Annotated in this window: 12 protein-coding genes and 2 pseudogenes; 4 read left to right on the forward strand and 10 right to left on the reverse strand. The window is 48.0% G+C overall.

The features are described 5' to 3' along the window. Positions 1 to 227, reverse strand: a pseudogene (locus ABF86_RS08820) (IS481 family transposase); the annotation flags it as partial. Positions 228 to 293: 66 nt separating this feature from the next. Between ABF86_RS08820 and ABF86_RS08825 the strand changes: the two are divergent. After that, complete coding sequence (locus ABF86_RS08825; protein WP_074685024.1) at positions 294 to 1,337, forward strand: type I restriction endonuclease; 1,044 nt, start codon at positions 294 to 296, stop codon at positions 1,335 to 1,337. Positions 1,338 to 2,154: 817 nt separating this feature from the next. On the opposite strand, the gene ABF86_RS08830 is transcribed toward ABF86_RS08825, so the two are convergent. Beyond that, entirely contained in the window at positions 2,155 to 4,893 is a 2,739-nt protein-coding gene (locus tag ABF86_RS08830; protein WP_074685025.1) for a cation-transporting P-type ATPase, read from the reverse strand. Between the two features lie 198 nt (positions 4,894 to 5,091). On the opposite strand from ABF86_RS08830, the gene ABF86_RS08835 reads away from it, so the two are divergent. After that, positions 5,092 to 5,862, forward strand: a complete 771-nt coding sequence (locus tag ABF86_RS08835; protein ID WP_011634959.1) for a M90 family metallopeptidase — start codon at positions 5,092 to 5,094, stop codon at positions 5,860 to 5,862. Between the two features lie 44 nt (positions 5,863 to 5,906). Further along, positions 5,907 to 6,248 (forward strand): cupin domain-containing protein, encoded by a 342-nt coding sequence (locus ABF86_RS08840; RefSeq protein WP_011634958.1) that lies wholly within the window; start codon positions 5,907 to 5,909, stop codon positions 6,246 to 6,248. 80 nt (positions 6,249 to 6,328) lie between these two features. Here ABF86_RS08840 and dcd read toward each other — a convergent pair whose 3' ends face one another. Together dcd and apbC are read right to left on the reverse strand one after the other, a co-directional pair. Further along, positions 6,329 to 6,895, reverse strand: coding sequence for a dCTP deaminase (gene dcd / locus ABF86_RS08845; RefSeq protein ID WP_011634957.1), 567 nt, complete (start codon positions 6,893 to 6,895; stop codon positions 6,329 to 6,331). Positions 6,896 to 6,907: 12 nt separating this feature from the next. After that, positions 6,908 to 7,993, reverse strand: a complete 1,086-nt coding sequence (gene apbC / locus ABF86_RS08850) for an iron-sulfur cluster carrier protein ApbC (RefSeq protein ID WP_074455811.1) — start codon at positions 7,991 to 7,993, stop codon at positions 6,908 to 6,910. Positions 7,994 to 8,098: 105 nt separating this feature from the next. Between apbC and metG the strand changes: the two genes are divergently transcribed. Continuing rightward, positions 8,099 to 10,204, forward strand: coding sequence for a methionine--tRNA ligase (gene metG / locus ABF86_RS08855; RefSeq protein ID WP_074685026.1), 2,106 nt, complete (start codon positions 8,099 to 8,101; stop codon positions 10,202 to 10,204). Between the two features lie 34 nt (positions 10,205 to 10,238). Here metG and ABF86_RS08860 read toward each other — a convergent pair whose 3' ends face one another. The 6 genes and pseudogenes from ABF86_RS08860 to btuB form a co-directional block, all read right to left on the reverse strand. Continuing rightward, the gene (locus ABF86_RS08860) at positions 10,239 to 11,045 is read right to left on the reverse strand and encodes a PEP-CTERM sorting domain-containing protein (protein WP_074685027.1); all 807 of its coding nucleotides are present in this window, start codon (positions 11,043 to 11,045) and stop codon (positions 10,239 to 10,241) included. A 665-nt stretch (positions 11,046 to 11,710) separates the two neighbouring features. Next, positions 11,711 to 11,839: pseudogene (locus tag ABF86_RS12865) on the reverse strand (IS481 family transposase); the annotation flags it as partial. A gap of 139 nt (positions 11,840 to 11,978) precedes the next feature. Then, entirely contained in the window at positions 11,979 to 12,317 is a 339-nt protein-coding gene (locus tag ABF86_RS08870; RefSeq protein WP_074685028.1) for a hypothetical protein, read from the reverse strand. Positions 12,318 to 12,824: 507 nt separating this feature from the next. Further along, complete coding sequence (cobO, locus tag ABF86_RS08875; protein WP_011634952.1) at positions 12,825 to 13,433, reverse strand: cob(I)yrinic acid a,c-diamide adenosyltransferase; 609 nt, start codon at positions 13,431 to 13,433, stop codon at positions 12,825 to 12,827. Further along, the gene (locus ABF86_RS08880; protein WP_011634951.1) at positions 13,433 to 14,023 is read right to left on the reverse strand and encodes a hypothetical protein; all 591 of its coding nucleotides are present in this window, start codon (positions 14,021 to 14,023) and stop codon (positions 13,433 to 13,435) included. Before ABF86_RS08880 ends, cobO begins: the two co-directional genes overlap by 1 nt. Before the next feature lie 9 nt (positions 14,024 to 14,032). Then, a complete protein-coding gene (btuB, locus tag ABF86_RS08885) occupies positions 14,033 to 15,871 on the reverse strand; it encodes a TonB-dependent vitamin B12 receptor (RefSeq protein ID WP_083341446.1) in 1,839 nt (612 codons plus the stop codon). Positions 15,872 to 15,874 lie beyond the last annotated feature (3 nt).

Below are 15,874 nucleotides of genomic sequence, written 5' to 3' on the forward strand. Positions count from 1 at the left end.
CGAAACGCCACAACAGCGGCTTCTTCTTCCAGACTTAAAACAGTCGAGTGCGACTCTTTGGGGCCCATCGGTGCATCGTGGGTGAATTCCCGCTTCCGCCACTTCGCTACCGTTTTTGGATTAATCCCATGCCGCTTGGCCAGAACATTCAGACTCTCTTGACTATTTTGTATCGCTCGACGCACCGCCGCTGTCGTGCGGGCGCTTCCGTGTAATATCTGTCCCATAAATCATCCCTCCGTAGCTGGTTATATGTTACACCAGCACACCGTGGGACTAAACATCTTAGAAAGATAAAAGATACGGTACAAACTGAAGAAGCAACAAAGAATGCATTAATCATGCCATTCATACAAATACTTGGCTACAACGTGTTTGACCCAAATGAAGTGACGCCAGAATTAGTAGCTGACGTAGGGATGAAAAAAGGAGAAAAAGTTGATTATGCCATTCTGAAGGATGGCAAGCCGATTATGCTTTTTGAATGTAAGAAAAGCGGGAGTGATCTGAATATTGGTCATGCATCACAATTATTCAGATATTTTCATGCGACGGAAGCACGTTTTGGAGTGCTTACAAATGGTATTTTGTACCGCTTCTTCACTGACCTGGAACAAGCAAATAAGATGGATGAAAAGCCATTTCTTGAATTCAATATTCTTGACTTCAAGGATCAGTATGTAGAGGAGCTTAAAAAATTTGCCAAGCCTGCGTTCAATGTTGAGTTGATATTAAATACGGCAAGTGATCTGAAATATACAAGAGCGATCCACAATGTTCTAGCTGATTGGATGGTTGCCCCATCTGAGGATTTTGTCAGATTGGCATGCTCCGAAGTCATTAATGGAAAACGTATAACTCCTGCAATAAAGGAGCAATTTACTTTGATAACCAAGAATGCATTTCAACAACTTATTTCGGACAAAATCAATGAGAGACTCAAGCTGGCTATGGAACCATCAGAAGAGTTGAAGAAAGACAACATAATCTCTGATCAGGATTCAGATGGGATCATTACAACTGAAGAAGAATTTGAGGGGTATCGTATTGTCCGTGCAATTCTTCGGGAAACTGTCGATCCGAAGCGAGTGGTTATGCGAGATTCTAAAAGCTACTGCGCGATATTGCTTGATGACAATAATCGCAAGCCAATCTGTCGCTTGCGATTCAATAATCCTTCCAGGATGACGCTGGGGCTATTTGAAGAAAAAGAGGAAAGGATAGTGTCCGTAACAGATCTTTCAGATATTTACCAGTATGCTGAGCACTTCAAGAAAACCGTTTTGGTGTATGACAAACCGGCTGAATTATTACTTGAGGAGGGAGTAGCTACATAATCGCAGATTGTTCATGCGTGCGGTGACGGTGAGCCTGGGGATAATGAAGATTGTGAAGGGACCGTCTGAGCTGGAAATATTGGCCGTGGAATAATTTTCCCGCTCATTGAATTACTTCACACCACCGGTGTTCGTAAAGATGATATTTCTTATCATCCCAGGATCAATAATTCTCTTTCATCAGAAGATTTAGTCATTTGGCCGCAAATAGAACATGGCGAGCGGTGATCCAGCCTCTCCCGTTTCTGCCTGTATGGATAGCTTTATCCTTGCCGAATTTACTATGACTGTGGGAAAAGGAAAGACCAGGAAATCTTGAAGATTTATCTGTTCTGATAGCGTGCTGAAAAGCTTGAAATAGGTTTAATAATGGACAAGGATCCGCAATCTTCTCGATCGCTTTCCTGGCGTATCGTGCCTGTCTTTTGTGCGAGAATCTGGATGTGTATGTTTGGATACTTTCTTTCACGTGGATAAACAGTGTTATTTCAGGAATTTTTAGAAGTGCTAACATTAATTGCGGTTGGATCAGTAATATTAATGCTACTGTTGATTTTGCCAAAAAGGGCAAAAAGATATTTGCTGAAATTACTTTTGATAATTTTTGCAGCTTCCTTATCTACAATCGTAATAATCAGATTCTTAACTTATTTCTTTAGAATATTGTGAATACAGTTCTTGTCATGATTACCAGATTGTAATGTTTGGCATACTCTTTTATCTATAAAAATTCTGTCGTTCACTGTTTGTTTTCTAGTGTACTCTGCTCGCCATCATAACCGCTACTAAGGGTTCACTTCTTGCGATGAGTGAGTTTCTAACCTTTGGCTGTCAATGAAACAAAGTGAGTGCACCGGATAATGAATTTTTCCAGTTCGATCGCGTAGAACACCATCAATCCAGCGGCAATGGATTTACACCATTCCAGCACTGACAAATCAGTTGATTTGAATATGGCCTGCATGGCGGGTAGGTGGGTATAAACAATCTGTAGCAGCGTGCAGACAACAATGGTCAGCAGGATATAACGATTACCGGTTAGGCCTTTGATAAGCGTAATCGGGGCAAAAATATGACGGCTGTTAAGCAAATAGAACATTTCTGCCATTACGATCGTGTTAACAGCGATCGTATGCGCTGTTTCAATCCGGGTGCCATTACCCAGCTCCCACAGAAACAAGCCAAGTGCACTGATCATCATCAGCACAGATACCATTAGAATGCGCCACACAAAAAAACCAGACAGAAATGCCTCAGCCGGTGGGCGTGGGTGGCGATTCATGATATTGCGTTCTGCCGGTTCGAAAGCCAGCGCCAGTCCCAGGGTGCTGGCTGTTACCATGTTGATCCACAATGCCTGTGCTGGTGTAAGTGGCAGTGTGAGTTCGAACAAAATGGCGGCAATGATTATCAACGTTAGGCCACCACTGACCGGTAACATGAATAGTATGAATTTTTTCAGATTGTCGTAAACAGCCCGACCTTCACGTACAGCAGAAACAATGGTGGCAAAGTTGTCATCTGCCAGCACGATATCGGATGCTTCCTTGGCAACTTCAGTCCCCTTCATACCCATTGCCACGCCGACATCCGCGCGTTTAAGCGCCGGTGCATCGTTCACACCGTCGCCGGTCATGGCCACTACCTGTCCACTGGCCTGCAAAGCTTCTACCAGGCGCAGTTTGTGTTCCGGGCTGGCGCGGGCGAATATGTCGATATTCATGACTACATTACGCAAGGCGTTATCGTCCATGGCAGCGATTTCTACCCCGGTAAGAGCCGGTTTACCGGTGCCGATAGCCAGTTGTGCCCCGATGGCGCAAGCTGTTTCCGCATGATCACCGGTAATCATTTTGACCCGGATTCCGGCGCGATGGCATTCCGCTACTGCCCGGATGACTTCCTCACGGGGCGGATCGATGATGCCAACCAGAGCCAGTAGCGTGAATCCTGTTTCCATGTCGGTCATTTTTAGATTGTTTTCCTGTGGTGCCGTACGTTTGCAAGCCAATGCCAGCAAGCGTAATCCTTGAGCCGCCGTGGTGGTTGCCATTCGCTGCCAGTAGCCGGCATCAAGCGGCTGTTCATTATTCTGGTGCAACTGGGTTGTACACATCTCCAGAATACGTTCCGGCGCTCCTTTGACGAAGATCCAGGGCTTATCATCACTGTCGCGGTGATAGGTGGCCATGAAGGAATATTGTGATTCAAACGGAATGACATCCAGGCGTGGCCAGGCAGTATTGGCAAGGTGGCGGGAGAAACTGGTTTTCTCACCCAGCACCAGCAGAGCGCCTTCGGTAGGATCTCCTTCCACATGCCACTGACCGTGCTCCTTTTGCAATCGTGCATCATTGCACAGCACGCCCGTGCGTATTGCCAGGGTAAGCGCCGGATAATGGGCGGGATCAATGACATGTCCGTCAATGTTGCATTCACCTGCTGGTGTATAGCCAACGCCGCTGATATTAAATACATGGTCGGCGCAGATCACATGCTGCACGGTCATTTCATTGCGGGTCAACGTACCTGTCTTGTCAGAGCAGATGACAGTCACCGATCCCAGTGCCTCGACAGCGGGCAGTTGCCGGATGATGGCGTTGCGTCGTGCCATACGTTGAACCCCCAGCGCTAGTGTCACGGTCATGATGGCCGGTAACCCTTCTGGTATCGCCGAAGCGATCAACGCGATCGCCATCATGAACATCTCTTCTGGAGCATGGCCGCGCCAAATGGTGCCCAGTACGAAAGTTGCGACAGAAGCTGCAAGAATGGCGATGGCCAGTATGCGGCCAAAGTTATCAATCTGACGTAATAATGGAGTGGACAGACTCTTTATATCCGTGAGCATCTGGTTGATTTTGCCCAGCTCGGTTGTGCTGCCGGTAGAGACGACAATTCCACTGGCCTGGCCGAATACGACAAGGGTGCCGGAATAGATCATGCCGGAGCGATCACCCAGCGAGGTATCGGGCAGGCTTGTTTCAATGTGTTTCTTTACTGGTATGGATTCCCCAGTCAGTGTAGCTTCATCAATCTGTAATTCCCTGATTGAAGTCAGGCGAATATCCGCCGGCACTCGATCGCCGGAAACCAGCAATACCACATCACCTGGTACTAGTTCAGCAGCGTCTATTTCATGGCGGGAATCATCCCTGATGACGGTTGCGCGGGGCGACAGCATGGCCCGGATAGAATCAAGCGCCGTTTCGGCTTTTCCTTCCTGAATGAAACCAATAAAGACATTAACCATGATTACAGCCAGCAGTACGCCGCTATCCACCCAGTGATCCAGTAGAGCGGTGATGAGCGCTGCAGCAGTCATGATATACAGCAGGATATTGTGGAATTGCATCAGCAGACGAATCAATGGCCCGCGTCGTTTGGGTGGAGGCAGGCGGTTCGATCCGAATCGGGCAAGACGATCCTGGATTTCAGCAGTTTTCAGGCCATTAGGCCCGGTTTGCAGAATTTTCTCAATCTCAGATTGAGTCAGTGTATGCCACTTCGTTTGTCGCAGCGCTTCGGTATTCTTATCTGCAAGTTGATTTGTCATGGCACGGAAGAGAAAGGGCAGATCAGCAGAATGGGCAAGTGTACTGGGATGCTAGAAATTATAGTTGTCATCATGTCTCCTGTGCCTTGCAATCTGTAGACGGTAACAGATTTTCTCCATGAAAATCGTAAATCCAACTCTTGGAACAAACAAACGGTACTCTTTTTCTCATGCAACATGATGCTTTCAGGTGATTGAATGATCTGGCTTCTGGAAAAATGGCGGCGTCGCCGAATTCTCAAACGTAAACTTATTCCCGAATCTATCTGGCAACCGGTAGTGGATCAATTACCGTTCTTGTATGGATTGACTCGGAATGAACTCCATCGGTTGCGGGAATGGTCGACAATTTTTTTGCATGACAAAAAAATTAATGGAGTGCAGGGTCTGATCATGACAGAAGCGATGTGTGTAATGATCGCGGCGCAGGCCTGCTTGCTGATTTTGAAGCTGGACCCGGAATATTACGATGACTGGGTAGAAGTAATCGTCTACCCCGGCAAGTTTATTCTCAATCGCGTCTATCGGGATGAAATAGGGATTGTACATACCAGGCGGATGGTGGCTTCGGGTGAATCCTGGCTGACCGGGCCGGTGATTCTGTCATGGGAGGATGTGGCTCATGTTCATCATGAGCATAACGTGGTGATACACGAATTTGCACACAAGCTGGATATGCTGAATGGTTCTGCCAACGGTTATCCGCCCCTGCATAATGGGATGGATCCGCGCAGCTGGGCTGAGGTTTTCAGCCAGGCTTATGAGATTTTCTGTAGACAGGTGGAGCAGGGTGAAGGAACGGGTATCAATCCTTATGCAGCAACGGATCCGGCAGAATTTTTTGCGGTATTGAGTGAAGTTTTTTTTATCAGGCCACATCAGGTGAAGCACCATTTTCCAGCGGTATATCAGCAGCTGGCCCAGTTTTATCGTCAGGATCCGGCAGCGCGGCAGACAGAACCGGCCTGAATGAGCCATTATTGTTTTTTGATTTGATCAGGAGAATGGAAGGTATGGATATATACAAACTACTGGATTTAATCACCCGGCAAAAGGAATCGGGAGATACCTATCTGGAGTTCTTGCGGACGCCATCACTAAGTATGGGGATTTACACCCTGCTTGCGGGATCGTCTGATTTGCAGGAACCGCATGCCGAGGATGAAGTTTATTATGTGGCGCAGGGCCAGGCGAGTATGCGGGTGGGTAGCGACCATCGGCAGATTTCAGCGGGAAGTATTATTTTTGTAGCAGCCAATGTTGATCACTGTTTTTATGACATAACAGAGGATCTGAGCGTGCTGGTGTTTTTTGCTCCGGCCGAATATACCAGCCAAAAACCGAATAGTGGGTAGTTGGCTCTGTTTCTTGTTATGAAGTATCAGAAGTGGGGCAAGAGGAGCTGGTAAGAAATACCTTTTGGTATTTCTCAAATCTATATTTTTGGCAACGTCACTCCTTGTTGAAACTGGTATTTACCCTTGCGATCCTTGTAGGATGTTTCACATACTTCATCCGCTTCAAAAAAGATAACCTGGGCAACGCCTTCATTGGCATAAATCTTGGCAGGCAGGGGGGTCGTGTTGGAGAACTCCAGTGTGACGTAACCCTCCCACTCTGGCTCAAATGGTGTGACATTGACTATGATGCCACAGCGAGCATAAGTGGATTTCCCGAGGCAGATGGTCAGCACATTGCGCGGGATGCGGAAATATTCAACTGTGCGTGCCAGCGCGAAGGAATTGGGCGGGATGATGCAGATATCATTTTTTAAATCAACAAACGAGTTTGAATCGAAACGTTTCGGGTCAACGATGGTTGAATTCAGATTGGTGAACAGCTTGAATTCATCCGAACAGCGGATGTCGTAACCATAGCTGGAAGTACCGTAGGAGACGATGCTGTGCCCATCTTTCTGTTTAACCTGACCAGGCTCGAATGGCTCAATCATGCCGTATTCGGCGGCCATCCTGCGGATCCATTTATCTGATTTGATCGACATGCGCGGCCTTAATTAATCGTCTTCCATGATAATTTGTGTAAATACATCCGTGTAATCACGCGCCATATCGGAGATTTTCGCTGCTACGCGGCGTGCAATCGTGCGGTAGATGGTGGCGATTTGCCCGTCTGGTTCGGCCACGACACTGGGTGTGCCGGCATCAGTATGCTCGCGGATACGGATATCCAGTGGCAGGGCGCCCAGCAGCTCGACGTTGTAATCCTTGCTCATTTTTTCACCGCCCCCCGTTCCAAAAATCGGCTCGGTATGTCCGCAGTTCGAACAGGTGTGCAGGCTCATGTTTTCCACGATTCCCAAAATAGGAATGCCGACCTTCTCAAACATTTTCAGACCCTTGCGGGCATCCAGCAGGGCAATATCCTGTGGCGTAGTGACGATGACCGCGCCGGTCACCGGAATTTTCTGGGCGAGTGTCAGTTGAATATCACCCGTGCCAGGTGGCAGATCAATAAGCAGATAATCCAAATCTTGCCAGAGGGTGTCATTCAGTAGCTGTTGCAAAGCTTGCGTTACCATCGGACCACGCCAGACCATTGGGGTTTCCACATCAATCAGCAGACCAATCGACATCATTTGAATACCGTGCGCCCGCATCGGCTCGATAGTTTTGCCATCCGGTGAATTCGGCTGTCCGCTGACGCCAAGCATTTGTGGTTGTGACGGGCCGTAGATATCTGCATCCAGAATACCTACTGTTGCCCCTTCAGCTGCCAGTGCCAGTGCCAGATTGACTGCAGTAGCAGACTTACCTACACCCCCCTTACCGGAAGCGATTGCAATCACATTCTTGACACCGGGTAAAAGTTTGAGTTTGCGCTGTGCACCATGGGCAATGATATTACTGGTGACATTGACTGTGACCGATTCGATTCCGGGCAGGGTACGCAAGGCGTGTTCAATCTGCTGACGGACGGTTTCCAGCACGCTTTTAGCCGGGTAGCCAAGTTCGATATCTATTACAACGCTGGTCTGATTGATCTGAATGTTGTTGACAGTTTTGCTGGTAAGGTAATTTTTACCGGTCGTGGGATCAATAATCTGACCCAGCACCGTTTCAATTTGTTGTTGTGTGATCATTGATGAGCGTGCTCCCGCCACAAAAGTATTGATGTTAGCAAATATCGCGCCAGCTGGTTTGCTACAATCTTCTCTTATTATATATTTTGAATTGATGAGTAACCGATGACTGTACGTAATATTCTGGTAACTTCCGCGCTGCCTTATGCCAATGGCAGCATTCATCTGGGGCATCTGGTTGAATATATCCAGACCGATATCTGGGTACGTTTCCAAAAAATGCAGGGGCATACCGTCTATTATGTCTGTGCGGATGATGCGCATGGCACGCCCATCATGCTGCGTGCTGAAAGGGAGGGTATTTCACCGGAAGCATTGATTGCGCGGGTCTATACAGAACATCTGCGTGATTTTACCGGTTTCCATATCGCGTTTGACCAGTATTACAGCACACATTCCGATGAAACGCGCTACTACGCCGAGGATATTTACCAAAAACTGAAAGCAGCCGGGCTGATTGCAATCCGTTCGATAGAACAACTGTATGATCCAGTCAAAAACCTGTTTCTGCCGGATCGCTTTGTTAAAGGTGAATGCCCGAAATGCGGGGCGGTTGATCAATATGGAGATTCCTGTGAAGCCTGTGGCGCGGCCTATACACCAACAGAGCTGAAAAATCCCTATTCCGCTATTTCCGGTGCAACGCCCATCCGAAAAGCATCGGAGCATTTCTTCTTTAAGCTATCTGATCCGCGTTGCAGTGATTTTTTACGTAAATGGACACGCTCAGGCAACCATTTGCAGGCAGAGGCAGCCAACAAAATGGCGGAATGGCTGGGGGAAGAGGGTGAGAATAAATTATCCGATTGGGATATTTCACGCGATGCACCTTATTTTGGCTTTGAAATTCCCGGTGAAACAGACAAGTATTTTTATGTGTGGCTGGATGCACCGATCGGCTACATGGGCAGCTTCAAAAAGCTTTGCGCCGAGCAAGGGATTGATTTTGATCAATACTGGAAAAAGGGTGCCACCACGGAGTTGTATCATTTCATCGGCAAGGATATTCTTTATTTTCATGCACTATTCTGGCCGGCAATGCTGGAGAACGCGGGTTATCGTACCCCCACACAGATTTTTGCTCATGGTTTTCTGACCGTGAATGGCGAAAAAATGAGTAAATCACGCGGCACGTTTATTACGGCGGAAAGCTATTTGCAACAGGGGCTGAATCCGGAATGGTTACGCTACTACTATGCCGCCAAGCTCAACGGCAGCATGGAAGATATCGATCTTAACCTGGAAGATTTTGTTGCGCGTGTTAATGCGGATCTGGTCGGCAAGTACATCAACATTGCCAGCCGTTGTGCCGGATTTATCAGCAAACGTTTCGACGGCAAGCTGGTGGCGGGGGAAGATTATCAACTGCTGCAACAAACGGTGGATGAACATTTCTCCAGCTGGCAGCCGGGCGTCATCGAAGCAGCCTACGAGGCGCGCGATTTTTCTGCCGCGATACGCCATATCATGAAGCGAACGGATGAGATCAACGAACTGATCCACGCGCTTGCACCCTGGGAAATTGCTAAGGATGAGACACGAGAGCGCGAATTACACCGTGCCTGCAGCTTGGGTATCCAGATGTTTTATCTACTCTCTTGTTATCTGAAACCGGTTTTGCCCTATACCGCTGAACGCATCGAGCATTTTCTCAATTGGACGGCGCTGAGTTGGCCCAGACAGCAAGCAGGACAACCTTTATCCACTATGCTGCTGCCGGCAGGTCACACTATTAATACTTATCAACACCTTATCACCCGTATTGATCCCAAACAAATTGCTGCACTGACAGAGGCCAACCGACAAACCATGACGACCAGTAACGACACTCATTCACTCACGCGGCATGCTGAAGCACAACAACGTGTCATTGCTCCCATTGCCGAAACAATTTCAATCGAGGATTTCAGCAAGATCGATCTGCGCATTGCCCAGATTCTCGACGCACAACATGTTCCCGGTGCCGACAAACTGCTGCAACTGACACTGGATATCGGCTCTGAACAGCGTTCCGTCTTCGCAGGCATCAAATCTGCCTATGACCCGGAACAACTCAAAGGACGGCTGACTGTGATGGTCGCTAACCTTGCTCCGCGCAAAATGAAATTTGGACTCTCAGAAGGCATGGTGCTGGCTGCAAGCGGTGAAAGCGGCGGCCCATTCTTGCTCGCCCCGGACAGCGGCGCACAACCAGGCATGCGGGTGAAGTAAGCGTTTCTGAGAGATACCAACGATTGTACTGTTGTTAATACACTTGTCTGCGGCGTTTGACGATGCTCAGTAACCCCAGGCCGATCAGCAGTAGAGTGTATGTCCCTGGTTCGGGAACTTGTTGCATTATGCTAAAGGAAGCGTTCAAACCATAGCGGGCTGCAAGGTTTGGATTGTCCTCCAGTTGGTCCCAATAACTTGATCCTCCTGCGAAGACAGAGTAGTCACCTGGATCAAGTTGAAATGTTTTTGATACGAAATTATCAGCCACACCATCTCCACCTGGAATGAGTCCAGTACCATAGTTCATGGCACCATCATAAGCGTGCCCGATATAGCTGAGGTAGCTTGGATCCAATGCCTGCGGATCATCTTCGTTGGTGATGCTCCAGTCAGCCAGTGCCACGAATGAGCCTTCGCTGCCTTCGGGGCGCAGGAGTTTAGAACCGTCAGTGTTGTCATGATCAAGTTCGTGAGGTGAAACGTGAGCTAATCCTCGATATAGCGAGAATCCAGGCGCCAATCCCAGCATTGAAAGGGCTTCTTCACCTTTGTAGTTGGTAGTCATCGCGCTATCTTCCCGAAAACTGAGATTTACGCTAGCCGAGCTGGTAAGCGTAAATCGGAAAGGCAGTACTCCGTGGCTGTTCCCCTGGTCGGAATCAGTTCCATCTATCCAACCGTAGTTACCTGTTACGAACTGATGAAGAATGGTGTTTGAGCCGCCAGTGGTCGAATCGTAGATTCCAAAATCACGGCTGCTATAGCTGATATGAGCAACGGCGGGTAGCGAGGTTATACCAGCAGCGAAAAGTAATGCGCATTTGATCGTCTTGTTCATCTAAATTTTTTCTTAATATTTGAGTGATTGGTAAAAGAGGCTATGCTCGGAAACTCCCTGTCTTGCATAGCCTGGGTACCAAGTATCAAATAAGCCATTGGAATAAACAATGTGACATATTGTCGCATGCGACAAGTACCAGTGAATAAATACCCGATCTTTGTGCCTGGAATTTATATATTCCGTGAAACTTGAGATCTATAGCAATTACTGTAATTTTTCTTCGTTACAATCCCATACATCATAACTTTACCTGATTAGAAAGATTGTTCAGCCAGACCCGATTTTTTCTATGATAAGGCGCATAGCGGCCCAAACAAACCTATCAAAGAGGAATTATCATGGCCATGAACTGTATTCAATTTTAAGTAGGCTTGTCTTTACTTGATTTCTTACACAGTTTGGCACGGATGAGCAATGTGCGGATGTATTGGAAGTATCTCGTTGGCCGTAAGAATTTAGCTGCCCAGGCTGCGGCAACGCAAATTACTACTTGCTTAAGGCAGGAAAATACAAGAACTTCCAATGCAAGCAAGCGCTGCCGTCTGCAGACAATCTCTGATTGTAGGCGCCTTGTTCCAAAGCCCCCACTTGTCGCTAAGCATCTGGTTCCTGGCAATTTATCTGATCAGCCAAGCCAAGACCGGGCCTGTCGGCACTCGACACAAAAATTCACGGGTGATGGCCAGCAGATCATCCAAAGGCAGCAGCAGTGAGCGATGCAGATAAATCGCAATGGCTTCTTGTGCTGGTGTAAGCGTAGTTTGCAGCCGGTGTGGCGTGTGTGATCGATCGGTAAAAACGTCGCGATACTTCCATTTTCAGGTCGTCTGTTCGGTGACGCATAGTGTTGCGCCAGCACCACAACAGAATCAACGCTTGCGACAACTAGCCTGACACAAGGGGAAAAAAGCGGCTATTTGATATTGGGATTTAGTCTTTCTGTTCTGTTACCACGGACATGGAGTCAGGCTGCGTCTTGTAACCTTGCCTCTCCATAAACGTTTTTAAAGTCTGATACGCTTCAAGTCCGTAGGAATTTGCCAGCATAAGCGCTATCCGTGTCTGGATTACGAACACTCTCAGGCCTTCATGCTTCTCCTGAGTTGGATTCGTAACCTCTGTTATGCTTCTGGTGGCGTCTTCCGGGTAGCTTCTTTGATACTTCAGTAGCAGTTCTTCAATATCTTGATGATTGATTCTGGCTTTTTCAGCGACTATGAGCGTATTTATCGTCTCTTTCGGCCCTTTATCTCGTATAAGTTTAAGCATGATTATTTTCAATGATTCCAGGAATTCATGTGTGTTCTATGGGAGTGTTTGCATGTAGTTGAGTTTCTGTTCGGATCGTACTGCGTGCGAAACTACACTGCCATATTTTCCAGTTTCTGCAATATCGTCTCATGTGACATACCGATATGTTCGTTCGGCCACTTCATGATGATCGATAGCCTGTTGCAATATCGTTTTGTACTTGTCTTTTCTCTATATACCATTTGTGTCGTTAAACAGCCTGACGTGTATATATCCTGGAAATTTTACTGTTTTTATGTATTCTGGACAAAAATTTTATTATTTAAGAGGATATTGATCAAATCAATAAGCGTTATTGAAACTATAACTGCGAACGTGATGAGCCTCCAGAGGCTTTTCAAAATCAATAGATTCTGGATACTACGGCCTTGCAGGCCTCTTAGTGGCGGATAAATCAGCGTTTTACTGATGGGTCCTGGGCAGTTGTAAGGTTTCTTCTACTGACAAGCTTCCGGAGTGGCGTTGTCAGTAATCAATCCCTATTTGTGCCTGGATCCCAGACTGGAAGGCGTGTTTGATATCACGCATTTCAGTGACGGTATCGGCTGTCTGGCATAAAGCATCCGGTGCGGCACGGCCGGTAATGACAACATGCTGCATCGCCGGGCGGTTCTGCAGATCAGCTAATACGGTATTGATGTCCAGCCAGCCAAACTTGAGCGGGTAGGTGAGCTCATCCAGTATCAGCAGGTCAATGGAGGGATCATGCAGCATGGTTTGTACAACTGCCCATCCACGTCTGGCAGTTTCCTTGTCGCGTTCAAGATCTTGTGTATCCCAGGTAAAGCCTTCCCCCAGCACATGCCAGATGATATTTTTCTGCTGTTGGAAGAAAGCTTCTTCGCCGGTGTCGGAGCGCCCCTTGATGAACTGCGCGACGCCAACGCGCATACTATGACCCAGTGCGCGGGCAGCCATGCCGAAAGCGGAGCTTGATTTACCCTTGCCGTTGCCGGTCAATACCAGCAGCAAGCCTTTACTTTTATCAGCACGGGCAATCGCGGCATCGACAACTGTCTTTTGGCGTTGCATTCGGGCACGGTGGCGCTGCGCCCGATCTGCTTCAGCGTTCATTATTGGTATTGGCTGATTGCATTATTCCGGGGGTAACGCGATTGATGGATCAACGCAAGAGGGATGTGTATTGCTGCTGCCATGCTGACGTAAAACAGTAAAGACTGGAGATAAAGCGGGAAATAGTACAGTTCACGCTGCCAGAATTCAGCAAAATTGGTTTCTGTAAACTGACCGGAGAAGAAATAGAATCCGCCACTGGAGAATAATTCACATAGCATTGCACCGATCAGAAGGCTGAAGGATAGTGGCATCCATGCCCGCCATGAGAATTGATAGTGTGTAGCAAACCAGCGACCAGCAGCCCAGAGGGCGCTATAGGCAGGCAGCAGGAAGGCGTAGGCTGTAGTCAGACAGAATTCGCTTTCTGCAACAGTGAAGTAAGCTGAAGAGTCGAGTATCCAGGTTAATGCGAGAAAACCAGGTAATGACCAGCTTGAACGAAGATAGAGGCCGGCCAGAAAGAAGACGGCCCAGGAAGCTCCTGGCAGGCTGTGCAATGAGGCGAAGTGATATTCGCGGGTGGCAATCATCAGGGCGATCAGGATGAACCCGATCAGGTATTGATAGTGTAATGGTAATGGCTTCATGGTTTTATCCTATGGTTGATAGCGCAGGGTAGCAAAGAAGCTGCGCCCGGGTTGGTTGAAGAATGCAGCGGTTTCATAGTCCTTGTCAAACAGGTTTTCAACTCGTCCTTGTATGCGCCACTGTGAATTGATCAGATATTCTGCCCGTAAATCGACTTTGACGTAATCATCCAGCTGCTGCTTATTTGCCAGATCATCGTAACGATTGGCTTCCGCAAGAAACAGTGCCCCCACCACAAAATTACCAAGCTGGCGACTGGCATCAATCCGGAAGGCCTGTTTGCTGCGTCGTGGTAGGATATTGCCTCGATTAGCACCTTTGGAGCGATTTTCTGGATTGAGAAAAGTGAGGTTGGTTTGAATCAGCCAGCCTTTGATTTCAGTGTTGAGGATAGCTTCCAATCCTTGTATGCGCGCTTTGTCTATATTATCTGGAGCGAATGTTGCCGCATTATATGAGATCAGGTTATCAATCCAGGTTTCATACAGGTTAAGTGACCAATTACCTCGGTCGAACCGGCCAGTTGCACCCAGTTCTACTGTGTGGGCATCCTCCGGCTTGAGATGAGGGTTGCCAAATCCAGGGAAATACAGTTCATTGAAGGTAGGGGCTTTAAACGCGCTACCGAAGCCAGCAGTCAGCCTGACCCGTTCAGTCAGTGAATAGCCCCAGGAAGCACCACCGGTTACCTGGCTGCCGAATTGCTGATTGTCATCATGACGTAAAGAAAGCTGCAGTTTGTGCGCTGCGAGTGAAATCTGGTGTTGTGCAAATACACCCCAATTATAGCGTGAGGTAGTGGTGAATTTTTCCGTGCTATTGACATGATCATACAGATAATCTGTGCCGATGGTCAAAAGCTGATTCGGGGTTACAGTGATATCATTTTGCCAGGAGATCGTATCGCGCCGGGCGTGGTAGCGCGTCATGAACATTTTCTCCTTGAAATTATCGGAATCTTCATTACTGCGCCCCATTGTTAAGGTGATGCGCCAAGGCTCAAAAGGCGAATAACGCGCAGTTCCTCCGAACATCTGTTGTGCCAGTTTGGTTCGGTTGATAAAGCCGCCGTCGTATTCGTAATGTCCATCAGTGTGTAAAAAACTGGCTTCGACATCCAATCCGCTGTCGAAGTGGTAGCCGGCACGGGCCGAGCCGGAGATATTACGGTAGCCATCCTTGTCCGGTTCAACGGTGAAGCATCCCGCACTAAAAGAACCTTTGCAGGCATTAAAGCCATTGGTGTCTGATCCGCTGATGCCGAGATTAAACCAGGCGTGTTCGCTGCTACCGGAGAGAGTAGCTGAGCCATTGATGGTTCCATAGCTGCCCCCCCCAAAACTGAGGGTGGGTTTTAATCCCTTTTTTCCGCCTTTACGTGTGAAGATCTGGATGACGCCACCTACCGCTTCCGGGCCGTATAAGCTGGAACGTGGTCCCCGGACGATCTCAATACGATCAATCAACTCTACCGGGTAGTTCTGGATTTCACTAAAACCGGAGGTGGCAGAGCCCATTCTGATGCCATCAACCAGAACCAGTACGTGGTCGGATTCTGTACCTCGCAGAAAAAGTGTGGTCAATTTTCCAGGGCCACCGGTATTGGCGACATTGATACCTGCGATACCGTGCAGCAGATCTTGCACGGAACGTGCCTGCTGACGCTCAATATCAGTTCGTGTAATGACGGTAACTGAGGCAAGTGTATCTTCCGCGGCTTGATCAGTACGGCTAGCGGTAACGACAACCGGGTTTTCGAGATAGTTGATTTCTTCCGCCCATGAGACGGCAGAAAGATTGATTCCCAGCCATAGAGCCAGTACAGATGAAGCATGATTTCTGGACATTGT

The sequence above is a fragment of the Nitrosomonas sp. GH22 genome (genome assembly GCF_009833115.1).
Classification (GTDB): Bacteria; Pseudomonadota; Gammaproteobacteria; order Burkholderiales; family Nitrosomonadaceae; genus Nitrosomonas; species Nitrosomonas eutropha.

What these genes read in the sequence shown, in the direction of transcription:
- ABF86_RS08830 (WP_074685025.1), bottom strand. Translation starts at nt 4,893, where the DNA reads ATGACAAATCAACTTGCAGATAAGAATACCGAAGCGCTGCGACAAACG.
- ABF86_RS08835 (WP_011634959.1), top strand. Translation starts at nt 5,092, where the DNA reads ATGATCTGGCTTCTGGAAAAATGGCGGCGTCGCCGAATTCTCAAACGT.
- ABF86_RS08840 (WP_011634958.1), top strand. Translation starts at nt 5,907, where the DNA reads ATGGATATATACAAACTACTGGATTTAATCACCCGGCAAAAGGAATCG.
- dcd (WP_011634957.1), bottom strand. Translation starts at nt 6,895, where the DNA reads ATGTCGATCAAATCAGATAAATGGATCCGCAGGATGGCCGCCGAATAC.
- apbC (WP_074455811.1), bottom strand. Translation starts at nt 7,993, where the DNA reads ATGATCACACAACAACAAATTGAAACGGTGCTGGGTCAGATTATTGAT.
- metG (WP_074685026.1), top strand. Translation starts at nt 8,099, where the DNA reads ATGACTGTACGTAATATTCTGGTAACTTCCGCGCTGCCTTATGCCAAT.
- ABF86_RS08860 (WP_074685027.1), bottom strand. Translation starts at nt 11,045, where the DNA reads ATGAACAAGACGATCAAATGCGCATTACTTTTCGCTGCTGGTATAACC.
- ABF86_RS08870 (WP_074685028.1), bottom strand. Translation starts at nt 12,317, where the DNA reads ATGCTTAAACTTATACGAGATAAAGGGCCGAAAGAGACGATAAATACG.
- cobO (WP_011634952.1), bottom strand. Translation starts at nt 13,433, where the DNA reads ATGAACGCTGAAGCAGATCGGGCGCAGCGCCACCGTGCCCGAATGCAA.
- ABF86_RS08880 (WP_011634951.1), bottom strand. Translation starts at nt 14,023, where the DNA reads ATGAAGCCATTACCATTACACTATCAATACCTGATCGGGTTCATCCTG.
- btuB (WP_083341446.1), bottom strand. Translation starts at nt 15,871, where the DNA reads ATGTCCAGAAATCATGCTTCATCTGTACTGGCTCTATGGCTGGGAATC.